The organism is Bradyrhizobium sp. CCBAU 53421 (assembly GCF_015291625.1).
Taxonomy (GTDB): domain Bacteria; phylum Pseudomonadota; class Alphaproteobacteria; order Rhizobiales; family Xanthobacteraceae; genus Bradyrhizobium.
This window is the reverse complement of the sequence record NZ_CP030047.1, coordinates 6468606-6494102: the sequence shown is the minus strand read 5'-3', so window position 1 is coordinate 6494102 and position 25497 is coordinate 6468606. Positions and strand designations below refer to the sequence as shown.

At 65.1% G+C, this 25497-nt stretch carries 21 protein-coding genes; 13 read left to right on the top strand and 8 right to left on the bottom strand.

The window, feature by feature from the left end:
- Nucleotides 1–22: 22 nt before the first annotated feature.
- Nucleotides 23–472: a MaoC family dehydratase gene (locus tag XH92_RS30695; RefSeq protein ID WP_194455461.1), complete on the bottom strand. Its 450-nt coding sequence runs from the start codon at nucleotides 470–472 to the stop codon at nucleotides 23–25.
- 11 nt (nucleotides 473–483) lie between these two features.
- Nucleotides 484–975: a MaoC family dehydratase gene (locus XH92_RS30690; RefSeq protein WP_194455460.1), complete on the bottom strand. Its 492-nt coding sequence runs from the start codon at nucleotides 973–975 to the stop codon at nucleotides 484–486.
- Nucleotides 976–1145: 170 nt separating this feature from the next.
- Between XH92_RS30690 and XH92_RS30685 the strand changes: the two genes are divergently transcribed.
- The 3 genes from XH92_RS30685 to XH92_RS30675 all read left to right on the top strand — a co-directional run bounded on the left by XH92_RS30685 (nucleotide 1146) and on the right by XH92_RS30675 (nucleotide 4131).
- The gene (locus XH92_RS30685; protein ID WP_194455459.1) at nucleotides 1146–1916 is read left to right on the top strand and encodes an IclR family transcriptional regulator C-terminal domain-containing protein; all 771 of its coding nucleotides are present in this window, start codon (nucleotides 1146–1148) and stop codon (nucleotides 1914–1916) included.
- Nucleotides 1917–2046: 130 nt separating this feature from the next.
- Nucleotides 2047–3384, top strand: a complete 1338-nt coding sequence (locus tag XH92_RS30680) for an amidohydrolase (protein ID WP_194455458.1) — start codon at nucleotides 2047–2049, stop codon at nucleotides 3382–3384.
- A 105-nt stretch (nucleotides 3385–3489) separates the two neighbouring features.
- Nucleotides 3490–4131, top strand: a complete 642-nt coding sequence (locus XH92_RS30675; RefSeq protein WP_194455457.1) for a pyridoxamine 5'-phosphate oxidase family protein — start codon at nucleotides 3490–3492, stop codon at nucleotides 4129–4131.
- Here the strand turns inward: XH92_RS30675 and XH92_RS30670 are convergent.
- Nucleotides 4110–4535 (bottom strand): hypothetical protein, encoded by a 426-nt coding sequence (locus XH92_RS30670; protein ID WP_194455456.1) that lies wholly within the window; start codon nucleotides 4533–4535, stop codon nucleotides 4110–4112. The genes XH92_RS30675 and XH92_RS30670 overlap by 22 nt on opposite strands.
- A 283-nt stretch (nucleotides 4536–4818) precedes the next feature.
- Here XH92_RS30670 and XH92_RS30665 point away from each other — a divergent pair, with 283 nt between their 5' ends.
- Together XH92_RS30665 and XH92_RS30660 are read left to right on the top strand one after the other, a co-directional pair.
- A complete protein-coding gene (locus tag XH92_RS30665) occupies nucleotides 4819–5991 on the top strand; it encodes a M20 aminoacylase family protein (RefSeq protein WP_194455455.1) in 1173 nt (390 codons plus the stop codon).
- A gap of 39 nt (nucleotides 5992–6030) precedes the next feature.
- Nucleotides 6031–6882, top strand: a complete 852-nt coding sequence (locus XH92_RS30660; RefSeq protein ID WP_194455454.1) for a lysozyme inhibitor LprI family protein — start codon at nucleotides 6031–6033, stop codon at nucleotides 6880–6882.
- 23 nt (nucleotides 6883–6905) lie between these two features.
- Here the strand turns inward: XH92_RS30660 and XH92_RS30655 are convergent, their stop codons facing one another.
- Nucleotides 6906–8087, bottom strand: a complete 1182-nt coding sequence (locus XH92_RS30655) for a cytochrome P450 (RefSeq protein WP_194455453.1) — start codon at nucleotides 8085–8087, stop codon at nucleotides 6906–6908.
- A 138-nt stretch (nucleotides 8088–8225) separates the two neighbouring features.
- Between XH92_RS30655 and XH92_RS30650 the strand changes: the two genes are divergently transcribed.
- A complete protein-coding gene (locus tag XH92_RS30650) occupies nucleotides 8226–9143 on the top strand; it encodes a LysR family transcriptional regulator (RefSeq protein ID WP_194455452.1) in 918 nt (305 codons plus the stop codon).
- 123 nt (nucleotides 9144–9266) lie between these two features.
- Here the strand turns inward: XH92_RS30650 and XH92_RS30645 are convergent, their stop codons facing one another.
- Together XH92_RS30645 and XH92_RS30640 are read right to left on the bottom strand one after the other, a co-directional pair.
- Nucleotides 9267–10889: an inorganic phosphate transporter gene (locus XH92_RS30645; protein WP_194455451.1), complete on the bottom strand. Its 1623-nt coding sequence runs from the start codon at nucleotides 10887–10889 to the stop codon at nucleotides 9267–9269.
- 600 nt (nucleotides 10890–11489) lie between these two features.
- Nucleotides 11490–12947, bottom strand: a complete 1458-nt coding sequence (locus XH92_RS30640) for a UdgX family uracil-DNA binding protein (protein ID WP_194455450.1) — start codon at nucleotides 12945–12947, stop codon at nucleotides 11490–11492.
- Between the two features lie 256 nt (nucleotides 12948–13203).
- On the opposite strand from XH92_RS30640, the gene XH92_RS30635 reads away from it, so the two are divergent.
- From XH92_RS30635 to XH92_RS30620, 4 genes are all read left to right on the top strand, one after another.
- Nucleotides 13204–13998, top strand: a complete 795-nt coding sequence (locus XH92_RS30635; protein ID WP_194455449.1) for an ImuA family protein — start codon at nucleotides 13204–13206, stop codon at nucleotides 13996–13998.
- Nucleotides 13999–14224: 226 nt separating this feature from the next.
- Nucleotides 14225–15694 carry a DNA polymerase Y family protein gene (locus XH92_RS30630; protein ID WP_194455448.1) on the top strand — a complete coding sequence of 490 codons (1470 nt, stop codon included), beginning with the start codon at nucleotides 14225–14227 and terminating at the stop codon, nucleotides 15692–15694.
- Between the two features lie 67 nt (nucleotides 15695–15761).
- Entirely contained in the window at nucleotides 15762–19346 is a 3585-nt protein-coding gene (locus XH92_RS30625; RefSeq protein ID WP_194461504.1) for an error-prone DNA polymerase, read from the top strand.
- A 71-nt stretch (nucleotides 19347–19417) separates the two neighbouring features.
- Entirely contained in the window at nucleotides 19418–19951 is a 534-nt protein-coding gene (locus XH92_RS30620; RefSeq protein WP_194455447.1) for a transposase, read from the top strand.
- A 58-nt stretch (nucleotides 19952–20009) separates the two neighbouring features.
- On the opposite strand, the gene XH92_RS30615 is transcribed toward XH92_RS30620, so the two are convergent.
- Nucleotides 20010–20780: an SDR family NAD(P)-dependent oxidoreductase gene (locus tag XH92_RS30615; RefSeq protein WP_194455446.1), complete on the bottom strand. Its 771-nt coding sequence runs from the start codon at nucleotides 20778–20780 to the stop codon at nucleotides 20010–20012.
- A gap of 217 nt (nucleotides 20781–20997) precedes the next feature.
- Here XH92_RS30615 and XH92_RS30610 point away from each other — a divergent pair, with 217 nt between their 5' ends.
- Nucleotides 20998–21534, top strand: coding sequence for a heme-binding protein (locus XH92_RS30610; RefSeq protein ID WP_194455445.1), 537 nt, complete (start codon nucleotides 20998–21000; stop codon nucleotides 21532–21534).
- A gap of 625 nt (nucleotides 21535–22159) precedes the next feature.
- On the opposite strand, the gene XH92_RS30605 is transcribed toward XH92_RS30610, so the two are convergent.
- Complete coding sequence (locus XH92_RS30605; protein WP_050626238.1) at nucleotides 22160–22447, bottom strand: hypothetical protein; 288 nt, start codon at nucleotides 22445–22447, stop codon at nucleotides 22160–22162.
- 159 nt (nucleotides 22448–22606) lie between these two features.
- Here XH92_RS30605 and XH92_RS30600 point away from each other — a divergent pair, with 159 nt between their 5' ends.
- Both XH92_RS30600 and XH92_RS30595 read left to right on the top strand, forming a co-directional pair.
- Entirely contained in the window at nucleotides 22607–23998 is a 1392-nt protein-coding gene (locus XH92_RS30600; protein ID WP_194455444.1) for a CoA transferase, read from the top strand.
- Nucleotides 23999–24149: 151 nt separating this feature from the next.
- On the top strand, nucleotides 24150–25397 hold the full coding sequence (locus XH92_RS30595) for an efflux RND transporter periplasmic adaptor subunit (RefSeq protein WP_194455443.1): 1248 nt from the start codon (nucleotides 24150–24152) through the stop codon (nucleotides 25395–25397).
- Nucleotides 25398–25497: the final 100 nt, after the last annotated feature.

Sequence of the window (25497 nt, the reverse complement as noted above, 5' to 3'; positions counted from 1 at the left end):
GTTGCTCTGATCGAATACGCGGCTAGCTCGCCTTCGCGCCCGGAAACTCCAGCATCGCTTCGCCGGCCGCGACCGTCTCGCCGCGCTGGTTCTGCACGGCGACGTCGACCAGCACCCAGCGCGACTTCGCGGTGGTCTGCTTGGCCTTGATGGTGCCGGCCGGGCGGATGGTGTCGCCGGGCTTCACCGGCTTCAGCCAGCGCGTCTCGAGCCGGCGATGGATCGCGCCGGCGGGAAGCGCCCAGTCGGTCAACATGCGCGAGATCAGGCCGAAATTGTTCATGCCGTGCATGATGATGCCGCCGAAATTGGTCTTGCCGAAATCGCCCTTCATGTAGTTGTCGTCGAGATGCAGCGGGTTGTAGTCGAGCGATGCATCGCAGAACAGGCGGATCGATTCGCGCGACACCGCGAAGGCGGGACCGTCGATGGTGTCGCCGGCCTTGAGAGCGTCGAAATTCGCTGAGGTCATCGTGATCCCCCTTACATCGGACGGATGGTCTGGCCGCGACCCGAGCAGATCACGTCGCCATGCTGGTTGAAGAAGACGTTGTCGTGCACCACGAACAGCCGCTCGCGCTTAATGAACTTGTCGAGCGCGCGGGCCTGCAGGGTGATGGTGTCGCCGGGGCGGGCAGGGATGTTGTAGCTCCAGGACTGACCGGCATTGACGGTGCCGGGCGAGCGCATCCAGTCGTCGGCCGGCGTGCAGGCGAACATGAGGAGGATGTGGATCGCAGGCGGCGCGATCAGTCCGCCATAGGGTCCGGCCTTCGCGGCCGCTTCGTCGAGATAGAGCGGATTGGTCTCGCCGACTGCACGGCAATACAGCGCGATCGCTTCCTGCGTCAGCGTGTAGGGCAGTGTCTTGCGCGGCTCGCCGGGGACGATGTCGTCCCACACCTTGCGCAACTTCGCGTCCTTCCAGAAATCGGTTTCGAACGGGGTGGCCGCAGAACTTTCTGCTTGCGCCATCGAGGATCCTCCTGTTATTCAGTTCGCCAGGCGAACAGTTAATTCGCTGTATGAATTGACGCTAGCGCGGTCGGGAGCCCCTGACAAGCGGGCAGCGCCGCGTCATGCGCAGGCAGCCATGCGGGCCGCGACGTGATGAGCAAATACGGCGGACGCGGCGGAACGGTGCAATGAGCAAAGAGAGCGACGGCTTCGTGCGCGCGATCGCGCGTGGTTTCTCGATCATCGAGGCGCTCGGCAAGCCGCCGGGGCGGCACACGCTGGCGGAGGCCGCCGACACCGCCGGTCTCAACCGCGCCACCGCGCGCCGCATTCTCGCGACCCTGGTGGCGCTGAAATACTGCGCCTCCGATGGACGCTATTTCAGCTTGCGGCCGCGCGCTCTCGGGCTCGGCCTGTCCTATCTCAATGCATTGCCGTACTGGGCGCATGCGCAGCGCGCGCTGGAGAATCTGCGCAACGAGATCGGGGAGTCCTGCGCGATGGCGGTGCTCGACGAGGACGAGATCGTCTATGCGCTGCGGCTGCCGGCGCGGCGGATTCTGTCAGCCAATCTCGGCGTCGGCAGCCGCCTCCCGGCGCATCTGGTGTCGCTCGGCCGCGTCATGCTCGCGGCTCTGCCGCCCGGCACCCGCGAGGCTTATCTGGCGACCGGCGGCTTCAAGCAGGTCACGCCGCGCACGGTGACCGATCCGGAACGGCTCGGCGAATTGCTCGCGCGGGTCGAGGGTGACGGCTATGCCTGGGTCGATGGTGAGCTCGATCCCGCGATCTGCGGCATCGCGGTGCCGTTGCGCGATCCGGCGGGCGCGGTGGTCGCGGCGCTCAGCGTCAACACGATCTCCGGCACGGTCAGCGAGGCCGGCGCGCGCAAGAAATTCCTGCTGCCGCTGCGCCGCACTGCACAGGAGATCCGCAGCCAGATGCTCACCTCGGGCTAGGACCGTGCACGCTCCGGATCAGTCATTGTCTCTGATCGCCTTGCCTGCTTAGATCGTGCAGCCGAGCGTGGCCCTGCGATGCAAGGCTTGCTCGGGATACGAGATCCGGATTTCAGCTGGAGCGATTGCCATGAACAAGATTGTTCTTACGCTGCTTGCGTCCGCTGCGCTCTGCGCGTCATTGCCGCCGCGGGCCAATGCCGAGCTCGATGTCGCCGCGCTGAAGGGCGCCATCGAGAAGTCGGTCGAGGTCGACTATCCGAAGCTCGACGCGCTCTACAAGGATATTCACGCCCATCCCGAGATCGCGTTTCAGGAGGAGAAGACCGCGGCCAAGCTGGCTGCCGAGATGCGGGCGCTGGGCTTCGAGGTGACGGAGCACGTCGGCAAGACCGGGCTGGTCGCGATCTACAGAAATGGCGCGGGCCCGACCATCATGGTGCGCACCGAGCTCGATGCGCTGCCGATGGAGGAGAAGACCGGACTTCCCTATGCCAGCCACGACAAGACCACGTGGCAGGGACGGGAAACCTTCGTTGCGCACAGCTGCGGCCACGACATCCACATGGCGAGCTGGGTGGGCACGGCCAAGACGCTGCTCGGCCTGAAAGACCGATGGCACGGCACGCTGATGTTCATCGCCCAGCCGGCAGAAGAGATCGTGTCGGGCGCCAAGGCGATGCTGGCGGACGGTCTGTTCACGAAATTTCCAAAGCCGGATTTCGGCTTCGCCTTGCACGATGGCCCGTTCGCCTATGGAACGGTGCGCTATCGCGTCGGGATCGGCTCATCTGCCGCCGATGGCCTCTACATCAAATTCCGCGGCCGCGGCGGGCACGGCGCGGTGCCGCAGGCGACCATTGATCCCGTCATGATGGCCGCGCGCTTCGTCGTCGATGTCCAGAGCGTGATCAGCCGCGAAAAGGACCCGACCGAATTCGGCGTGGTCAGCATCGGCTCAATTCACGGCGGCACCGCGTCAAACATCATTCCGGATGACGTGGTGCTGTTCGGCACCATTCGCACCTTCAAGCCCGAGGTGCGCGCCAAGATGCTCGCAGGCATCGAGCGGACGGCAAAGGCGGTCGCCGCCATGTCGAATGCGCCGGAGCCTGAGATCAACATCACCGAAGGGACCAAGGCCGTGATCAACGATCCCGACGTGGTCGGCACGGCGGAAAAGGTGCTGAGGGCGGCGTTTGGCGACAAGTTCGCACCGTCGCCGCCCGGCACGCCCAGCGAGGATTATTCGGAGTTCGTCAGCGCCGGAGTGCCGTCGATGTTCTTCAACATCGGCATCTATGAGCCGGAGCGCGTCGCCGCGGCCCAGGCCGGCAACGGCCCGCCATTGCCAACCAACCATTCGCCGTTGTTCGCGCCGGTGCCGGAGCCGACCATCAAGACCGGTGTCGAGGCCATGACGCTTGCCGTGCTCAGCGCGTTCGACCGGCAGGCGCGGGGACAATAGCCGCCGCCGGCCGGGCGCGGTAACGATAATTCGCGGCCGTTGCGCCGTGCATTCTGGCCGTGCCAGAACTCGCGGATCGATTGCTCAACTTGCTGGAGGAGTCCTGTGGCAGATCCCGTCCGCGCCCCTTTCTACCACGACGGAATGCGTGAGTTGCAGGACCGTTTCGACGGTCGTCGCGTCGCCGACGGCCTCGAGAAGCATCGCCTCCACTTCGAGTTCTGGGAACACGAGCGCAAGCTGATCGAGGAGACGCGGTTCTTTTTCATTGCGACGAGCTATCAGGACAACGTCGATTGTTCGATGCGTTGCGGCGATCCCGGCTTCGTCAAGATCACCGGGCCCGACACGCTTGAATACCCCGAGTATGACGGCAACAACATGTACCGCACGCTCGGCAATATTCACCGCAACCCGAATGTCGGGTTGCTGTTTGTGCGCCTCGACGGCAAGACGTTTCGCGCACGCGTCCGAGGCAAGGCAACGATCCACGACGATGCGGAAGCGCTTGCCCGGCATCACGGCGCGAAGGTCGTCGTGCGCGTCAAATGCGAAATCTTTCCGAATTGCCCGCGCTACATTCCGGACCTGATGGGCGCGTCAGCGGATGTGCCGGCGAATCCGTTCGTTCCTCGGCCCGGATACGAGCCGCCTGCACCGGAATGGAAAAGCCGGGATTATCTCAAGGACGTCCTTTCGAAATACGATCCGCATCGGAAGCCCGATCAAGGCAGCGGCGCCATGTAGGGAATGCTGCCAACCAGGGCGAACACCTGGACCGCATTGCACAGCATGCCGCCCCAATGCAGCTGGCGCAGCCGCCGCACGGCGGTCGGATCACCAGAGTCTCGCGCGTCCGCCTCGGCATCGAGCCGGCGCAGGAACCAGCGGCGTGCCAGCACCGCGAAGCCCGCGATCAGGGCAATGCCGAGTGCGACGGCGAACCGGCCGGCCGTGGCAAAGGCGAGCGTCCCGATCGCGCCCGAGACGGTCAGCACCAGGAAGTAGGCATTGAACATGCCGCGCAGCAGCCGCGTGACGGGCGGGAGGTCGAGCTTCACGAGCAGGAACGCCGGCGCCGCCAGCAGGAAGTAGCCCATCGGCACCAGCAGGATGATGGTGGAGAACAAGACCGCTTGATCCGGCGTCATGCAGCCGCCTGCTTGTTTGAGGCTGGAGGATTTCGGCGCGGAAACCTCTAGTAGTATCGGCATGAGGTCTCCCCGGCACTATTAGGCTTTGGTCGGATACGGTCCTGCAAGGCCAGACATTGGCGAACGGCGCCAAGGTCACGCGGCTCCCATGTCCGCGGAACGTTAGGCGTCCCGTTTTGCGAATGCAGGGCCCGGGCCGGAGGCATGCCACATCTGTTGGGTGGACCGCCTCTTGCATGCTAGAGAGGACTTACGTCCAACCTCTGAGGCCAGAATTCTCATGCCCATCGTCAACCGCGTCGCCGATCTGCAACCCGATATCCAGGCCTGGCGCCGCAACATCCATGAAAACCCCGAACTGCTCTACGACGTGCATCGCACTGCATCATTCGTGGCGGACCGGCTACGGGAATTCGGCTGCGACGAGGTCGTGACCGGGCTCGGCAAGACCGGCGTGGTCGGCGTCATCAAGGGCAAGAAGGGCGCGGCCAAGGGCGACGTCAAGGTGATCGGCCTGCGCGCCGACATGGATGCGCTGCCGATCCACGAGGAAACCAACCTGCCTTACGCCTCGAAGACGCCGGGCAAGATGCACGCCTGCGGCCATGACGGCCACACCGCGATGCTGCTCGGCGCGGCGCGCTATCTCGCCGAGACGCGCAATTTCGCCGGCGATGCGGTCGTGATCTTCCAGCCGGCCGAGGAGGGCGGGGCCGGCGCCGCCGCCATGATCAAGGACGGCTTGATGGACCGCTTCGGCGTCCAGCAGGTTTACGGCATGCACAACGGTCCGGGGATTCCGATCGGCTCGTTCGCGATCCGCTCCGGCCCGATCATGGCGTCGACCGACGAGGTCAACATCAACATCGAGGGGCTCGGTGGCCACGCCGCGCGGCCGCATAAATGCATCGATTCGGTGATGGTCGGCGCGCAACTGATCACCGCGCTGCAGTCGATCGTGTCGCGCAGCGTCGATCCGCTCGATTCCGCCGTGATCTCGATCTGCGAATTCCACGCCGGCAATGCCCGCAACGTGATTCCGCAGACCGCGGTGTTGCGCGGCACCGTCCGCACCCTGACCCCGGAGGTCCGGCAACTGATCGAGAAGCGCATCGGCGAAGTGGTCAAGGGCGTGGCCCAGCTGACCGGCGCGCGGATCGAGCTCGACTACAAGCGTGGCTATCCGGTCACCGTCAACCACGCCTCGCAGACCGAATTCGCGACCCGCATCGCCAAGGAAGTGGCCGGCGACGGCAACGTACATACGATGCCGCCGCTGATGGGCGGCGAGGATTTTTCGTACATGCTGGAAGCGCGGCCCGGCGCCTTCATCTTCTGCGGCAATGGCGACAGCGCCGGCCTGCATCACCCCGCCTACAATTTCAACGACGAGGCGATCGTGTTCGGCACGTCCTATTTCGTGAAAATCGTGGAAGACGCGCTGGCGGCGTGATCGTTGTCGGTCATTGCGTGAAGCCGGCAAGGGACGACGATGAGACGGGGCATTATCCTGGGCTTGGTTCTCGTCGCCGTCCGTTCGTCGCCAGCTCTTGCGCTGGACTGCGCGCGGGCCTCTCTGCCGGTCGACAAGCTGATCTGCGCAACGCCGAAGCTGAAGCAGGCCGACGCCGCGATGAGCGCGGCCTATTTCAAGCTGTTGCGAGAAACCACGGATCACGAATTCCACGACGCGCTGGTGTTGAGCCAGCGACGATGGATCGCGGTGCGTTCACAAGGTGCAGACCGATATGGACAGGCGGAAGATGACAAGACCGACGATCGCGAGGTGTTGCTCAAGGTGACTCGTGATCGCCTGACGCGCCTGCAGACCACCGAGCCGATCCGCGCAATGGAGCGCCAGCGTGAAATTGTTGCAAAGGACGGCGGCGGCTCCTTCGCCGGTTACAGGACGTCCTGCGTTCTTCTGCCCCCGCCTTACGGAGGCTGGAGTTACGGCTGCTGGGGCGAGGCGCATCGCCAGAACAACGATAGGGTTTGCAGCGTCGAAATGGTTTGGGCGAGCGGTCACATGACCGAATACCGGCTTGTAAGCATCCTGAAAGGCGGCGAACCCAACCCGGTGGCGACTTGCTCAATAGGTCCTGACACGACGAGTGCGCGATGCCCGGAGCCCGGCGACAACGCCACGATCTGGGGTGATGTGCGCTGGAATACGAATCCTGCCTCATCCAACGATCTTCCGCCGCCCTACACCGGCGATCTCTGGAAATACGATCCTGACATTGATGTCGACGCGATCGACCAGCCGTGGATGCACGATTGTCTATTCGCCGCGTCCTATCCGCCTGCGGGTAGCAGCCGCGCCGCTCCTGCCGGCAAGTAATGCGATAACCCGACTTGCGATCCTCACGCATCCCATCGTACCGGCAGCGTTACCGGGCCGCGGAATACCCAGCCGCGGACGACAGGCGGCGCCTCCGCGCGGAGGCGCAAACTGGGCAAGCGCTCGAACAGCATCGGCACAACGATCTTGCCGACGGTGAGCCGCGACACCCAGGTGCCGGCGCAGAAATGCGGTCCGGCGCCGAACGCCAGGTGCGATTGCTTCGGCCGCGTCACGTCAAAACGATCGGGCTCGGCGAAGCGATTGCCGTCGCGGTTGGCCGCGCCGACGCAGAGCCCGATCTGAAGGCCCTCGGGCAGCATGGTGCCGGAAAGGTCGACATCGCGGGTGACGCGGCGCGGATACATGCCGATCGGCGAGATCCAACGCACCGCTTCCTCGAGCGCGGCCGGCCATAGCTCGGGCTTCGCCAGCACGCCGTCCTTCTGCGCCGGGTTTTCCAGCAGGCCGAGCACCAGCGTCAGGATCGCGTCGCGCGGCTCGTTGAGGCCACCGCCGATGATCACCTTGATGTTGGCGCGGATGCCCTCGATCGGCATCGGCGGATCGGCGTTGACCATCGAGGACAGGATCGAGGGATTGGGGCGGCTGCGGTGATCGTCGAGCATCGCATCGATCGCGGCATCGACATCGGCGCTCGCCTGCATCGCCTTGCACTCGATCTCGGCATCGGCGGCGTAATTGCCCGCGCCGTCGATCAACGCCTGCGACCACTCGGCCAGGATCTGCCACGGCATCTCGCGAAAGCCGATCATCGCCATCAGGCTGAGCGAGGCCATCGGCGCGGCGAGTGTGGAGAACAGATCGGCCTCGCCGGCAGCCGACAGGTCATCGATCAGCGTCGCCGCGATCGCGGTGAACTTCGGTGCCCAATGCTCCTTGATCGTGGCCGGGCGGAACGACGGCTCGATCGCCTTGCGGCCGATCGCGTGCTCGGCGCCGTCCTTGCGCATGAAGGTCGGCCCCATCACCTTGTTGACCAGCGAGGTCGGATTGTCGGCCGAGTAGGTCGCGGGATCGCGCTCGATCCGCGTGATGTCGTCGAAGCGCGTCACCAGCGTCAGCTTCGCGGGCTCGACGAACACCGCCGGCGCCAGCTCGCGCAGGCGGCGGAAGATCGGATAGGGGTCGTCGAGCAGATCCTGATACGCGATATCGGTGACGACAGGCACGGTGCTGGTCATTGGTCCTCCCGGAGCGCTTTTTTGCCAAGGCTAGCGCCAGGGGCCGCAATCGCTCAATTCGATGGGGTCGATATAGGTTATCGAATTATTCAATGACTTCGTGGTAGGCTGGCCTCCCAGCAAGGCGGGAGGTGCAGCGTGGCGGCCAATTCCTCGATCGATCCGATCGACATCGGGACCCTGCGGACGCTCGTGCTGGTCTACGATCTGCAGTCGTTCTCGGCGGCTGCCAAGCGCCTCGACGTCAACCAGTCCACCATCAGCTACGCGGTCGAGCGGCTGCGCGGCGCGCTCGGTGATCCCTTGTTCGTCCGCAACGGCAATGGCGTGACCGCCACCGAACGCTGCGCGGCACTAGTCGCCTGGGCGCGGGACATGATCGGCGAGATCGACGGGCTTGCTTCACCGGTCGAATTCGATCCGGCGACGGCGCAGGGCAGCGTAACGATCTCCTGCAACTATCACGAACGCCAGACCCTGATGCCGCGGTTCAGCGCGCGGCTGCGTGGCGGCGCGCCTCACGTCCGTCTCGTCCTGCTCGACGCCGCGGGCCATGGCGACGTCCATCTCAAGCAGAACCAGTGCGACATCGTGCTCGGTCCGGTCGGGGTCGTCGGCGAAAGCTTCTTTCGGCGCCATATCCTCACCGATCACTATGTCTGCGTGATGGACCCGGCCAATCCGCTGGCGCGCGGCCGGATCGCGCTATTGGCCTATGCCAAGGCCGAGCATGTCTTCATCACCCATAGCGGCGAATGGCAGCCGCTTTATCTCGAAGCCCTCAAGGCAAAGGAGATCGAGATCGAGCCTGCAGTCAGCCTGCCGAACCACGACAGCCTGGAGCGCATCGTCGCCGGTACGAGGCTGGTTGCGACCATCCCGCATCATCTGGCGCGGACGATGCGCGGCGGCCTGCATGTCGCTGCGCTGCCGTTCCGGGTGCCGATCTCGATCGACATGTACTGGAGCGCCCGGACCGCCAAATCCGGCCTGCACAAATGGGCGCGCGGGCTGCTGGCAGAGGTCGCGAAAGCTTGCGACAAGGGGCACGCCTGAGCGCCTTTGTCGCGCTTCCAGCCATGGTCATTGCGAGCAATGACGGCAATACCCAAAAAGAAAAGGCCCGCACCTGAGGTGCGGGCCTTCGTCCGGCGCGTTGCCGCGCCGAAGGTACCGGCATCAGAACACGTGGTAGAACACGTAGTACAGGATGCCCGAGAGGATCATCGCGGCCGGCAGGGTCAGCACCCAGGCCATCGCGATGTTGCGGATCGTCGCCCATTGCAGGCCGGAGCCGTTGGCGGCCATGGTGCCGGCGATGCCCGACGACAGCACGTGGGTGGTCGAGACCGGCAGGCCGTAGCCGTCGGCCGCCGCAATGGTCGCCGCCGCCGTGATCTCGGCGCAGGCGCCCTGCGCGTAGGTCAGGTGGGTCTTGCCGATCTTCTCGCCGACGGTGACGACGATGCGCTTCCAGCCGACCATGGTGCCGAGGCCGAGCGCGATGGCGACGGCGAACTTCACCCAGCTCGGGATGAACTTGGTCGCGGCATCGAGCGAGCCCTTGTACTGGTTCAGCGTGGCGACATCGGCGGCGGTCAGCTCGGCTTCCTTGTCCTTCATCAGGAAGCGGATCGCCTCGGAGGCCAGGTACATGTCGTTACGGGTGTTGCCGACCGCGTCGGCCGGGAACTTGGCCAGCGAGCCATACTGGGCGACCTGCTGTCCGATATCGCGCACCAGCACCGCGAGCGAGGGGAAGGTGCCTTCGTTGATCTGGTGCTGCGCGACATAGTTGGTCACGGCCGGGCGCGGGTTGCCGATCACGTTGTAACCGGCGGCCTTGCCTTCGATGACCTTGCTGGCGGCGGTCGAGTGCGCGGCGAACTGCTCGATCTGGCTCGTCGGCAGCGCGCGGTTCAGCGCATAGGCGGTCGGCACGGTGCCGATCAGGATCAGCATGATCAGGCCCATGCCCTTCTGGCCGTCGTTCGAACCGTGGAAAAAGCTGACCAGCGTGCAGGTCAGGATCAGGATGCCGCGGATCCACCACGGCGGCGGCTGGTCGCCGACCGGCTCGCCGAACAGCGCCGGGGTGGCGCGCTGCAGGACGATCTTGAGGATGTAGAGCAGGCCCGCGGCGAGCGCGAAGCCGAACAGCGGCGACAGCAGCAGCGCCTTGGCGATGTTGGTCGCCTGCGACCAGTCAACGCCCGAGGTGCCGTCACGGCCGCGCAGCAGCGCGTTGGTGATGCCGACGCCCATGATCGAGCCGATCAGGGTGTGCGAGCTCGAGGCCGGCAGGCCGAGCCACCAGGTGCCGAGATTCCAGATGATGGCGGCGATCAAGAGCGCGAACACCATGGCAAAGCCGGCGCTGGAGCCGACCTGCAGGATCAGTTCGACCGGAAGCAGCGAGACGATGCCGAACGCGACGGCGCCGCTCGAGAGCAGCACGCCGAACAGGTTGAACATGCCCGACCAGACCACGGCGATATGCGCCGGCAGCGAGCGGGTGTAGATCACGGTGGCGACCGCGTTGGCGGTGTCGTGGAAGCCGTTGACGAATTCGAAGCCGAGCGCGATCAGCAGCGCAACGAACAGCATGATGTAGGGCAGGAACGACGTGACGCGCGTGCCGGTGGCGTCGACGTCGGCATAGATGCTGTAGGCAACGAACAGCAGCGCGGCCGCGACCACGCCCAAATAAATGATCCCCGTCATGGGGTGGAAGCCTTTGTCGAGGTCCGGCCCCTTTTTCAAGGCGGGCTCGATCGAGCCGGGTAACGCCATATCGCTCATGGTAAACTCCTGTCCCAATGCCTCCGATTTTGATCGATGCATATGACAGGCAATTGAAATCCGCCCCGTGAAATGAGGCGGCCGCCAGCGACGGTGGACATCGCGCCGAATTCTTGTGCAACGCATTGAAGGCTCACGCGCCTTCGCGGCCTCGTGGCAATCTTCAGCAACAGACGATCGCCGGTCGCATAACGATCGTGACTGAATTCACCACCCGGGTTTCGTGGAGCGAGACGTGTGAGAGGTGAGGATGTCGGCAGCGAGGCGTCGGGCTCGCGAGGCCAGATCACCGGCAATCCAGGTCACCGGGAATCTATGCCATCAGGAGTCTTGGCAACCAAAGACGGCGCGCGTGAGCGCGCAAGGGAGGAGTGAGTGAGGAAGGGGAGGCTCCGAGATGAGGTGGCGCGCCGCACGATTGGGGCTAGCAAACCGCGCAGCGCGCCCGCCTCAAGGTACGTCATGGCGTGAACATGACGCCCGATACCTGCGGAACACGTCACCGTACCACGGATCAATTAAAGGTTGTAGGTATTTGTCAGCGTTTGGAAACAATTTCACGTTGAAGTGTGGTTCCCGGTTCCGCTGGATTGGCGAAACTCAGGCCGCGCGGGCCGCATTGCGCAACTGATCTGCGGCGATTTTCAGGTCGTCGATAAAGCGCTGATATTCCAGCGCCTTGGCTTTCTCGTCGGGCAGCCGCAACAGATAGGAGGGGTGCACGGTGACGAGCACCTTGGTTCCGTCGTGATCGATCAGGCGGCCGCGGTTCTTGTTGATCGGAGTGATCTTGCCGAGCACGCTCTGTGCTGCGGTTGCGCCGAGCGCCACCACGAGCTCCGGCTTGATGGCGGCGAACTCGCGTTCGTACCACTGACGACAGGCGCGGATCTCCGGCGTGTTCGGCTTCTGATGCAACCGGATCTTGCCGCGCGGCACGAACTTGAAGTGCTTCACCGCGTTGGTGATGTAGACCGTGGCACGCGCGATGCCGGCGTCCTCGAGCGCGCGATCGAGCATCTGCCCGGCCGGTCCGACAAAGGGATGGCCTGCGAGATCTTCCTTGTCGCCGGGCTGCTCGCCGACCAGCATCAGCGTCGCGCTTTGCGGTCCTTCGCCGAACACGGTCTGGGTCGCGTCCTTCCATAGCGGGCAGGCGCGGCAACCGGCAGCTTCTTCGCGCAGGGCAGCAATCGTGTCGTGAGCTTGCAAGTCTTTGGTTTGCAAGTCTTGGATCTGCTTGTCTCGCTTGCGGGGCATCGGCGTATCCTGCGGCTTCCGCGGCTCAGTCGCCTTGCGTGCGATGAAGGGGCCGCTGGTCATGCGCATGGCGTCTTCGATCAGCGGTTTAATGATCGAGTCCTCGGGCAGGTTCCTCCAATAGGCCTGCGGCGTCTCCATCACTTTCAGCCGCGCGGGATTGAACAGGCCGTTGTCATGACGCCGCCAGGCTTCCTCCAGCCGATCCTCGCTCGGCACCTCGGATTTGGCGACGCCCGGCGAGATCGAGATCGCGTGCCCGTCCCAATGGGCGCAAACGTCGGGGGTCAGGATCGACCACGGCATGTCGGCGAAGCGGCCGGCGAAGAACGGTGCGGCGAACTCGACGATGCGGTGCTCGGGCTCGAACCAGGCGACGTAATGCGCCGTCCGCTCGCGTCCGATCTCGCGGAAGCGAAGCTGCGCGTGCATCCTGTCGATGTCGCCATAGACCGCGCGCGCCATCGCGTGGACCTCGGCGACGTCGGGGTCATCAGTCGCGCCGAGCAGATCGTGATGGCTGCGCAGCCGCCACAGCAGGCGATAGAGCAGGGCGAAGCGCGCGTCATTGCGATGCAGGATCGCGGTCCTTGCGAGCTCGACGAAGATCGCGGGGACGTTGAACTGCGCCTGCGGCACGTCAGGCAATTCATTCACGCAGGATGCCGGCGACAATTCGTCGTCCTTGCGTACGGTCCACGTGACCTCCGCAGGCTTCACGTCATTGATCGCCAACCGCCGCGCGGCCTTGCGCCAGCCCTCGAAATCGGTGTCGTTGTCGAGCACGATGATACGCATGCGATTGCTCCGTTTCCGTCACGCTGTCATTTCCGGGGCCTTCCGCGCCTGGCTTGCGGAAGAGCGGGGCCCGTCTGCTTTGGCGGCTGCTGAATCCCATTGATTCCACTGATGAATCGATGAGCTCACCAATCCGATTGACTCCGCGGGCCCTGTTAGCTTTATATTAGAACATATCATGAACAACTGAACCAGTCCCTGGTTCTCTGTTCTGGTCAGTGACGGCCTCAAATTTTGATTGGGAAGGAGCGGCGCAATGAATGGCGCACGCACGGGTACGCTTGCGTCTCTGCGCGGCAGCATCGCGCGCATCGAGGCGCCATCGGAGGCGGCGATGCCGAACCGCATCGCGCTCGGCCACACGAGCGCGGACGCGATGCTGCGCGGCGGGCTTGCGCCGGCCGCGCTGCACGAGGTGTTCGCGGCCGGCCATCAAGGCGGCGCGGCGACCGGCTTCATCGCGGGGCTCGCCGGACGGATATCAGCGCGCAAGCCGCTGGTCTGGGTGCGGCAGGATTTTTCCGATCGCGAGAACGGCGCGCTGTCGATGCGCGGGCTCGCCGAGCTCGGCCTCGATCCGCGCCTCCTGGTCACGGTGCGCGCCGCCGATGTCGATGGCGCTCTGCGCACTGCGGCCGACGCGCTCGCCTGCGATGCGCTCGGCGCTGTCGTGCTCGAGATCTGGGGCGATGTGCGCCAGCTCGATCTCGTCGCCAGCCGCAAACTGACCCTGGCCGCACAGGCCTCCGGCGTCACCGCGCTGGTGCTGCGGATCGCGGCCACGCCGATCCCCTCGACTGCGGAGACGCGCTGGATCGTGCGCGCGGCGCATTCGCCGCCCGGCAATGCCGCAAGCGCCTGGGGCGCGCCGCGCTTCGAGGCCGAACTCGTGCGCAACCGTCATGGCCCGGTCGGGCGATGGATCATGGAATGGAAATGTGATGAGTGCCAATTCAGTGAACCGTCGGCGTATCCTCAGCCTGTGGCTGCCACGCCTGCCCATCGACCGCATCAAGCGCAAGCTCGCGCAGGACATCGCCTCGCAAGCTGATGCGCGGGAGGTGGATGAACTTTCAAGTGAGGCGAGCACATTGGTCGGGCTCTCTCCCCCCTTGCGGGGGAGAGTTGGAGAGAGGGGTACCACAGACGCCGGCGTATGCGGCTCACCCCTCTCCCTAACCTCGAGAGCGAGCTCCGCTCGCCTCGGACCCCGCAAGGGGGGAGGGAACCCATCTGCCCATGCGTCCCTTACGAATAGCAACGTCCTCCCCAGCGTCGTGGTCGCAAAGGACCACAACGCCATCCTGCTGCACGCCGTCGACGAGGCGGCGGTGCGGGCCGGGCTGTCGATCGGGCTGCCGCTCGCCAATGCGCGGGCGATCTGCCCGGAGCTCACGGTCTACGACGCCGATCCCGCCGCCGATCTGAAGACGCTGAACGACATCGCCGATTGGTGCGACCGCTTCACGCCGCTGGTCGCGCTCGATCCACCTTACGGCCTGTTCCTCGACATCACCGGCTGCGCGCATCTGTTCGGCGGCGAGCGGGCGCTGCTGCAGATCGTCATCAATGCGCTGAACCGGCGCGGCTTTGCCGTCAGCGCGGCGATATCAGGCACCTCGATCGCGGCGCGCACGCTGACGCGCTATGCCTCGGGGCAGATCATAGCCAGCGGCGCGGAAGCGGAGGCGGTCGGCCCGCTGCCGGTGTCGGCGCTCGGCGCCGATGCCACGATCACCACCGGCCTGCGCCGCGCCGGCCTGAAGACCATCGGCGATGTCGCCACGCGCGCGCCGCACGAGATCTCGGCACGGTTCGGCGCAGCCTTCACGACCTTGCTCAACCAAGCGCTCGGGCGGGGCGATGCTCCGATCAGCCCGCGCAAGCCACTGCCCGATTACATCGTCGAGAAACGCTTCCCCGAGCCGATCGCGACCGACACCGTGATCGCGCTGACGCTCTCAAGCCTCGCCAGGATGCTGGTCGCGGCGATGGACAAGCAGGGCAAGGGCGCGCGGCAGCTGGAGGCGAGCTTCTTCCGCACCGACGGCGCGGTGCGCACGATCATGGTCGAGACCGGGCGGCCGGTGACGCGGCCGGAGATGATCGACCGCCTGTTCCGCGAGCGGCTCGATGCGCTCAACGATCCCCTCGATCCTGGCTTCGGTTTCGATCTCATCCGCCTCGCCGCGGGGCGGACCGAGATCGTGGTGCAGCAGCAGCGCGACCTCGACACGTCAGTGCACGACAATGACGAGCTCTCGGCGCTGATCGACCGCATCGCAGCCCGCATCGGGGGAAAGCGCGTCGTCGTGCATCTGCCGCTGGAGAGCCACATCCCCGAGCGCGCTGCGCTCGCGCTGCCGGCGCAGCATCATCTGGCCGCGGCGGGCGCGGCTGCCTGGCCGGAGCGCGTCGCCGGCGAGCCGCCGCTGCGGCCCTTGCGGCTGTTCGAGCGGCCCGAGCCGATCAAGGTGCCGTTCGCGAGCGTGCCTGACGGTCCGCCGCACCAGTTCACCTGGCGGCGCGCCCTGCATGCGGTGGCGCGGGTCGAGGGCCCCGAACGGATCGCGATGGAATGGTGGAAGCAGGACGGCGCGTCGCTGACGCGCGATTACTTCCGCGTCGAGGACACCGAGGGCCAGCGCTTCTGGATCTTTCGCGACGGCCTCTACGAGAGCGAGCTGCGCGACGAAGAGGGTAAGCCCGTTCCCGCCAACTGGTATGTGCACGGGCTGTTCGCATGAAGCAGAGCGTTTGCGAGCGAAGTGGGAGCCGGTTCGCGTGAAGAAAACGCGTCAAAACGAGAATCTGATGCCCGACTATGCCGAGATTGGCATCACGACCAATTTCTCCTTCCTGCGCGGCGGCTCCGATCCGCGCGCCTATGTGCATCAGGCGAGCGAACTGAAGATCCCCGTGATCGGGCTTGCCGATCACAACACGCTGGCCGGCGTGGTGCGCGCCTGGAAGGAGCTCGACAGCGAGAAGGTCGCCCATCCGCCAAAGCTTCTGATCGGCGCCCGCATCGTCTTCATCGACGGCACGCCCGATATCCTGGTCTATCCGCGCGACCGCGCCGCCTATGGCCGGCTGTGCCAGCTGCTCACCCGCGGTAAGCGCGGCGGCGGCAGCGAGCGGATCGAGAAGGGCGACTGCCGTCTTAGCCTGTCCGATCTCGTCGATTTCGCCGAAGGCCAGCTTTTGGTGCTGGCGCTGCCGCATCGTTTCGAAGCGGAGAAAGCGCTTGGTCTGCTCGCGCAACTGAAAGCGAGCGCCGCCGACGGCGTCTGGCTCGCCGCAAGCCTGCTCCATCGCGGCGACGACAGGCGCCGTCTGGCGCGGCTGCATGGCCTCGCCACGGAGGCCGGCGTGCCGCTGCTCGCCACCAACGAGGTGCTCTATCACCATCCCGCGCGCCGCCCGCTGCAGGACGTGCTGACCTGCATCCGCGAAAAGACCACGATCGAGGCGGTCGGCCGCAGGCTCGAGGCCAATGCCGAGCGGCATCTCAAGCCGGCGCATGAAATGATCCGGCTGTTCCGCGACCTGCCGGACGCGATCACCGAGACCATGCGCTTTGCGGAACGCATCTCCTTCTCGCTCGACCAGCTCAAATACCAGTATCCGGATGAACCGGTGCCGCCGGGCAAGACCGCGCAGCAGCATCTGGAAGACCTGACCTGGGCCGGCGTCGACAAATATTTCGGCGGCGAGATCGACGAAAAACTTCGCGCCACCCTGAACAAGGAGCTCGCGCTGATCGCCGAGCTGAAATACGCGCACTACTTCCTCACCGTGCACGACATCGTGCACTATGCGCGCAGCCAGAACATCCTGTGCCAGGGGCGCGGCTCGGCGGCGAATTCGGCGGTGTGCTACGTGCTCGGCGTCACCTCGGTCGATCCGACCAAGGTCGATCTCCTGTTCGAGCGCTTCATCTCCAAGGAGCGGCTGGAGCCGCCCGACATCGACGTCGATTTCGAGCATTCGCGGCGCGAGGAGGTGATGCAATATGTCTATCGCCGCTACGGCCGCCACCGCGCGGCGATCATCGCCACCATCATCCATTATCGCCCGCGCAGTGCGATCCGCGACGTCGGCAAGGCGCTCGGGCTGACGGAAGACGTCACCGCGGCGCTCGCCGATACCGTGTGGGGCAGCTGGGGCAAGGGCCTCAACGACATGCAGGTGCGCCAGGCCGGGCTCGACCCGAAGAACGCAATGATCAACCTCGCGGTCGAGCTCGCCACCGAGCTGATCGAGTTTCCGCGCCATCTCTCGCAGCATGTCGGCGGCTATGTACTGACCCAGGACCGGCTCGACACCTATGTGCCGATCGGCAACGCCGCGATGGACGACCGCACCTTCATCGAATGGGACAAGGACGACGTCGACGCGCTTCACATGATGAAGGTCGACGTGCTGGCGCTGGGCATGCTGACCTGCATCCGCAAATGTTTCGACCTGATCGATGACCATAAGGGCAAGCGCTGGGAGCTCGCCTCGGTCCCGCAGGACGACAAGGAAGTCTACGACATGCTGTGCCGCGGCGAGTCGCTCGGCGTGTTCCAGGTCGAGAGCCGGGCGCAGATGAACATGCTGCCGCGGCTCAAGCCACGCACCTTCTACGACCTCGTCATCGAGGTCGCGATCGTCCGTCCCGGTCCGATCCAGGGCGACATGGTGCATCCTTATTTGAGGCGGCGGAACGGCCAGGAAAAGGTCAGCTATCCATCGCCGGCGCCCGACCGGGGCGACAAGAACGAACTCTACAACGTGCTGCACAAGACCCTCGGCGTGCCGCTGTTTCAGGAGCAGGCGATGCGGATCGCGATCGAGGCGGCGCATTTCACCTCGGAAGAAGCCAACGGCCTGCGCCGCTCGATGGCGACCTTCCGCAACCTCGGCACCATCGGCAGCTATGAGGAGAAGCTGGTCGGCAACATGGTGGCGCGCGGCTACGACCCGGATTTCGCCCGCAGCTGCTTCGACCAGATCAAGGGCTTTGGCAGTTACGGCTTCCCGGAAAGCCATGCCGCGAGTTTTGCCCAGCTCGTCTACATCTCCTCATGGCTGAAGCACCATCATCCCGATGCGTTCTGCTGCGGCCTGCTCAACTCGCAGCCGATGGGCTTCTATGCCCCGGCGCAGATCGTCGGCGACGCCCGCAAGAACGGCGTCACCGTACGCGAGGTCGATGTCTCCTTCAGCTTTGCGCAGAACACGCTGGAGGAGCGCGACGGAAAATACTGCGCGGTGCGGCTCGGCTTCCGCCAGATCGATGGCTTTCACTGGCTGGATGAGGACGAGGAGAGGTTGAAGGCCCTGCAATCGCGGCGTAGTGCGCGAAGCGTAAACGTGCATGAGTCAGGGAGGCACGAATGGGCGGGTTCCCTCCCCCCTTGCGGGGGAGGGTTAGGGAGAGGGGTGAGCCGCACGGGCGGTGGTCGTGGCTTACCCCTCTCTCCAACTCTCCCCCGCAAGGGGGGAGAGAGCCCAACCACCTCCCGGGCGGCCTTGGACCAGATGCCTGCATCAATGGTTCACGTGAATAAGACGACGCAGGTGAGGGAGGTCGAGCAGGACTGGGCCGACCGCATCGTCGCCGCGCGCAACCGTCGGCCGTTCACCTCGCTGGAAGACTTCGCGCGCGACACCGCTCTGCCCAAGCGCGCGCTGATCCTGCTCGCCGACGCCGATGCGTTCCGCTCGCTCGGGCTCGACCGCCGCGAGGCGCTGTGGGCGGTGCGGCGGCTGCCCGACGATGTGCCGCTGCCGCTGTTCGAGGCCGCCACCGCGCGCGAGCAGCCGGATGAGGGCGCAAAACCGCTGCCGGAGATGCCGCGTCCCGAGCAGGTGGTCGCCGACTATCAGACAATCCGCCTCTCGCTGAAGGGCCATCCGATGGAATTCCTGCGCGAGATGTTCACCAAGGAGCGCGTCGTCGCTTGCCACACCATCAACCGCAGCAACGACCGCCGCCGCGTCAGTTGCGCCGGCGTCGTGCTGGTGCGGCAGCGGCCGGGCAGCGCCAAGGGCGTCGTGTTCATGACGCTGGAGGACGAGACCGGCATCGCCAACATCGTGGTGTGGCCGAAGGTGATGGAGCAGTACCGCAAGGAGGTGATGGGTGCGCGCCTGATCCTGGTCGAGGGCTATATCCAGAGCAGCCCCGAGGGCGTGACGCATCTGGTGGCGCAGCGCATGACCGACCGCTCCCACGATCTGATCGGCCTCGCCAACGAATCCTTGAGCCGCAAGCATCCGATGCCGGCGGGCCCGGCCTTGATCGAGCCGCTCAACGACGACCGCCGCGATCACGGCGACAACTCGCCGCAAAAAATCCGCCACCCCCGCAACGTCCGCATCCTGCCGCCGTCACGCGATTTTCATTGAGGGACCGGAATCGTAGGGCGGATTAGCCGAAGGCGTAATCCGCCAACCCAACCAACGCAAAGTGAACTCTCATGCCCAGCTATCGTCGTGCACTCGTTCCTGGTGGCTGCTGGTTCTTCACCGTCAACCTGTTAGACCGACGGCAAACCCTGCTCATCGATCACATCGCAGCATTGCGCGAAGCGATTGCGGTGACACGTCGGGACTATTCGTTTGCGATCGACGCATTCGTTGTTCTGCCGGACCACATGCATGCAATCTGGAGTCTGCCGCCTGGCGATTCCGATTTCTCCACTCGTTGGCGACTGATCAAGAGCCGCTTCGCAAAAGCACTTCCAAGGCATGAGAAGCGCAGCGACGTTCGTATCGCTCGCAACGAACGTGGAATCTGGCAACGTCGGTTCTGGGAGCATCTGATCCGCGATGAGACTGATTACGCGCGCCATATCGAGTATTGCTACATTAATCCGTTAAAGCACCGCCATGTCGCGCGGGTATGCGATTGGCGCCACTCTTCGTTTCATCGCGACGTCCGAGCTGGATTGTTTCCGGAAGATTGGGGCGAGGACATCGCGATGAGCGGAGATTTTGGCGAACGGCAATGATCCCCGAGGGAATGGCGGATTACGCCTTCGGCTAATCCGCCCTACGACTACCACTCCGCTAGAAATTCACCCGGTTCGAGATCGCGCCGTCGACGACGAGGTTCGAGCCTGTCGTGAACGAGGAGGCTGGGCTCGCCAGAAACACCGCGGCATTGGCGATCTCCTGCGGCGTTGCCATGCGGCCGGTCGGGTTGCGGGCCAGCGCGTCCTGATAGATCTTCGGCGTGTTCTGCTCGACCATGTTCCAGACCCCGCCCTTGAAATACACCGTGCCCGGCGACACCACGTTGACGCGGATTTTCTTCGCCGCGTATTGCCGCGCCAGTCCCTTCGCCATGTGCACCAGCGCCGCCTTGATCGGGCCGTAGGAGCCGGCGCGATCCGCCTGCGCCGCCGAGATCGACGAGATGATGATGAAGGCCGCGTCGCCGGTTGTCTCGCCGCTCGCTTCGAGGAACGGGAGCGCCGCCTCGAACGCGTTCACCGCGCCGAGCACGTCGAGCCGGAAATTCTGCTCCCACGACGCCGGATCGCCGCCTTGCGCCATCGCGCCTGCATTGGAGAACATCATGTCGATGCTGCGCAGTTCGGTTGCGACACCGGCAATCCACGATTTCAGTGCCGCCGCGTCGGTGATGTCGACGGCCGCGCCGGTGACGCGCACGCCGGCAGCCTTCAGCTCGGCAACGGTGGAAGCAACCTGCTCGGCATTGCGCGCACAGACCGCGACGCCGACGCCTTCACCCGCCAGCGTCGCCGCAATGGCCCGCCCGATGCCGCGCGTGCCGCCGAGCACGATGGCGTTTCGTCCCTTCAAACCCAGATCCATTCGGATGTCCTTTCTGATGCGCGCGGACTGTAGCGTCCATCGCGGCATTGCGCGACCTCGAACCCCAGCCGTCCTCACGCGATTTTCATCGCAGCCGAGCGCATACCGCGCCGCACACCGGTCGCTACAGCCTTGCGCGCCATCGATCGATTGCTATCGTCCCGCCGCCCGGGCGATCGATCCGGGGCCTGCAACGACAACCATTCGGGAGCACTCCATGCGTTATCTCATTGCGCTCATCGGCGCGGCCTGCGTCGCGTTCGTCACGGCCACCGGCGCGTTTGCCCAGGTGCCCTCCAATCCCGACAATCCCAACGACGTCGTCCCCGATGCCCTCGCGCCGCCGCCCTATGGCGAGCCGATCAACCTCGAAACCGCCAAGAAGGTTGCGGCTGCCGCGGTCGCCGAGACCCAGAAGCGAAACTGGAATGCGTTCTGCATCGCGATCGTCAATCCCGCCGGCGAGCTCGTCTATTTCGAGAAGCAGGACAACTGCCAATATGCCTCGATCGGCGTTTCCCAGCACAAGGCGCGCACCACGACGCGCTATCGCCGGCCCACGCTGACGTTCGAAAACCTGATCGGCAAGGGAGCCTATTTCGCCTATCTCACGACGCTCGACGACGTGATCGCCTCGCGCGGCGGCAACCTCCTGATCGTCGACGGCAAGATCATCGGCGCCATCGGCGTCAGCGGCGGTTCGGGCTCGCAGGACAATGTGATCTCGCTCGCCGGCCAGGCCGCGCTGAAGTAGGGGCGCATGACGTGACGCTTCTGCCGGGCTTCGGTCCGGCGGAAGTCTTCGCGAAATTTTGTTCGGCTTTTCAGAATTTGACTTGACGCCGCACCCAACTCAGATGTTCAATACGCCCGTCTCAGCCGATCGAGGGACGCTTCGCGGTCGTCACGAACGTGGGTCGAGATGCGGTGGACGCCGAGTGCACAATCGACGAGTGCGCATGAAGCGGACGGTGAAGTCGTGTGGTCCTGACGCCCTAGCGGCAGGTGTCTTTTCCAATTGCGCGATGCGCGTTGTGAAGACGGTGACAAGCAAGCCCAGTCTCGCCGGGGAGAGCACGAAGTAAGCCGTAACCCATCGCGCAGGGAAAGCCGGGTTGTTTCCGGTTACACCTGTGGTCCTAACCCCCGAGCTTTCTACCCATTGCTCGGGGCCCATGGGTGCGATCGGCACCCGGCTTTCCCTGCGCCCTCTGTTCCAGCGTTCCAGCGAGGGCGGCAAATGAAGCAAACCTCGGGCGGATCACGCCGCGAGAGTGCTGAACCGCGACTTACGGGCGAATGCTTACACCAAGCTTACAACTCGCCGCCGTCAGCTCGGTCCTGCATTCGCAAGCGGATGAACTCTCCGCAGCTGCATACTATTCCACCGCGGCCCCCACCGGCGGCCCGCCCGGCGGGCGGTGCAGGAAGGTGATCGACGCATAGGCGCCGACCCAGGAGCCGGCCGCTGCGAACGCGACATAGAGCCAGTTCTCGGTGTAGCTGATCACCGCATAGGACGAGAGCACGTACCAGACGCTGCTCCAGGTCGCCGCCGGCACGCGTTTGCGCGCGACGACCGCCGAGGTGAACATGACATAGACCGCGTCGGTCGCGGCGGTCGCGAGAAAAACGCCGCCGGCGGTGAGGGGATCGATGGCAGCCATTGCAACTCCTGTTCGGGTCGGGCAGAAGGCATGAGCCGGAAACATGTGAAGCGATTTTTCCGTGTGGATCATGCCCAGGCTAGGTATGACGGTCGAGATCTGGCATCCGCCTTTTTGTCATCATGCTCAGGCATAAAATAATCGCAAACGGGAATGCGTATGCAGGGCATCCGTGAAATCCTGGCCGATGTCTGGACCGGCGCCGGCGGCGCGCCGTCCGCGCTCGATGCGGTCACACTGACCGGCAGCGAGCCGCAATTGCCGTCGTCGTTTCGTGTCGCAGCCGCAGCGCAGGCACCGATCGCGGCGACAGGCCTTGCGGCGGCCGAGATCTGGCGAGCCCGCAGCGGCGAGCAGCAGGGCGTCGCGGTCGACATGCGCCATGCCGTCGTCGAATGCCGCAGCGAGCGTTATCTGCGGGTCGACGACAAGCCGCCGCCGCCGGCCTGGGACAAGATCGCCGGTGTCTACCGTGTCCGCGACAACCGCTTCGTCCGCCTCCACACCAATTTCCCGCATCACCGCGACGCCGTCTGCAAGGTGCTGGGCTGCAACGCCGAGCGTGACGAGGTGCAGTCAGCACTGCTGCAATGGGACGGCGAGACATTCGAGACCGCGGCCTATGCGGCTGGTGGCGTCGTCGCCCTGATGCGCTCATATGACGAGTGGTCGGCGACGCCGCATGCCAAAGAACTGGCAAAACTGCCGCTGATCTCGATCGAGAGGATCGGCGAGGCCGCGCCGAAGCCGTGGCCTGCAGGGAAGCGGCCGCTGGCCGGCGTCCGCGTGCTCGATCTGTCGCGCGTGATCGCCGGTCCCGTCGCCGGCCGCACGCTCGCCGCGCATGGCGCCGACGTGCTCCTGATCTCCGGTCCCGATCTGCCGGCGATTCCCTGGCTCACCATCGACACTGGCCGCGGCAAGCTGACGAGCTTTCTCGAGCTGCGCAGCGAGCAGGGGCGGGCCGTGATGCGCGATCTGGTGGCGCAGGCCGATATTCTTTCGCAGGGCTATCGTCCGCAGGCGATCGCGCGGCTCGGTTTCTCGCCGGAGGAGGTGGCCCGGATCAATCCCGGGATCGTCTATGTGACACTCTCGGCCTATGGCCATGTCGGACCGTGGGCGGAGCGCCGCGGCTTCGACTCGCTGGTGCAGACCACGACCGGCTTCAATCATGCGGAGGGGCAGGCGGCCGGCGCCGATGGACCGAAGGAATTGCCGGCGCAGATGCTCGACCACGCCACCGGGTACTTCATGGCGTTCGGCGCCATGATGGCCAAGGCCCGCCAAGCGCGCGAGGGCGGCAGCTGGCATGTCCGGGTGTCGCTGGCGCAAACCGGGCGCTGGCTGTGGAATCTCGGCCGCCTCGAAGGGGGACTTGCCACCGAGGACCTGAAAGCGGACGCGGTGCTGCCCTTCATCGAGCGGCTTTCGTCCGGTTTTGGTACGCTCAGTTCGGTCCGGCACGCCGCCGTCCTGTCGCGTACCCCGGCCCATTGGTCCCGCCCGGCGATGCCGCTCGGCAGCAATCCCCCGGAGTTTCCCGGATGAGACATTCAGCCACCATTCAGGCTATCCGAACTTTAACGACGCACACCGCCGAAGTGCGATTTTTAGGTTGTTTGCAACACCAATTCGGCACTATTAGCGCACCGCTGGGGCTGTCCCGCCGGAAGCTGCAACGATCGACCCAGCGGACCGCATGCTGAAAGAGTTTACCAAGAGAATGCAGAGCTTTAGCCGCCCGCGCCTGCTCGTGGCCGCGGCGGCGCTGGTGGTCGCCTGCGCGGGCGCCTATGGCTACACGCGTTTCGGCCCGGACAAGCAGGCATCGTCGGAAGTCTCCAGCCAGTCCCGCAAGGGGGGCACGCGCTACGCGCCGTCGCCGGCCGAGTGGGCCAGCCTGACCTTCCAGAACGTGACCGAGCACACCTTCCGCTCCGAACTGGTGACCGAGGGTAAGATCGGGATCGATGAGGACCGCTCGACCCCGGTCTATTCGCCGTATACTGGGCGGGTCACCCGCCTCTTGGTGCGGCCGGGCGATGCCGTGGTGAAGGGGCAGCCGCTGTTCGTGATCGAGGCGGCCGACACCGTGCAGGCGCAGAACGATTATGTCGCCGCGATGACAGGCCTCAACAAGGCCCAGTCGGCGCTCGACCTCGCCCAGATCCAGGAAAAGCGCGCCAAGGACCTGTCCGAGGGCAAGGCGATTCCGCTGAAGGATTATCAGACTGCGCAGGCCGCGCTGGTGCAGGCGCAGAACGATGCGCGCTCGGCGCAGACGCTGCTGGAAGCCGCGCAGAACAAGCTGCACATCCTCGGCTTCGGCGACGACGCCATCACGACGCTGCAGCAGAAGGGCCGCCTCAATCCGGAGACGACGGTGTATGCGCCGATCGGCGGCACCGTGGTCCAGCGCAAGGCCGGTCCCGGCCAGTATGTCTCGACCGGCGCCAGCGACCCGGTCTATGTGATCGGCGATCTCTCGACGGTCTGGCTGATCGCCTTTGTCCGCGAGTCCGACGCCGACAATGTCGCGGTCGGGCAGGACCTCAGCTTCAGCGTGATGGCGCTGCCGGGCAAGGTGCTGAATGCCCGGGTAAACTATGTCGCCGCCGCGATCGACGCGACCTCGCGCCGGCTGCTGGTCCGCGCCACCATCGACAATGCCGACAATCGGCTGAAGCCCGAGATGTTCGCCAATGTGACGCTGTATTCGAAGGGCGACCACCCCGCGGTCGGCGTGCCGAAGCAGGCGCTGATCTACGAGGGCGATCAGGTTCGCGTCTGGGTCGCGCGGGCCGACGACAAGACCATCGAGCTGCGCCAGATCAAGCCCGGCCTCATCAATGGCGACCTCGTCGAGGTTGCCGGCAATCTCAAGCCGGGCGAGCAGATCGTGACGAAGGGAAGCCTCTTCATCGACCGCGCCGCGTCAGGTACCTAGCAGCATGATCCGGAAAAGTGGGAATCGGCTTTCCCTCGCGACAAACGCCGAGCGCGTTTGCGCGGCGACCATGCTCAAGAAAAATCCTCACCGTTGAAAG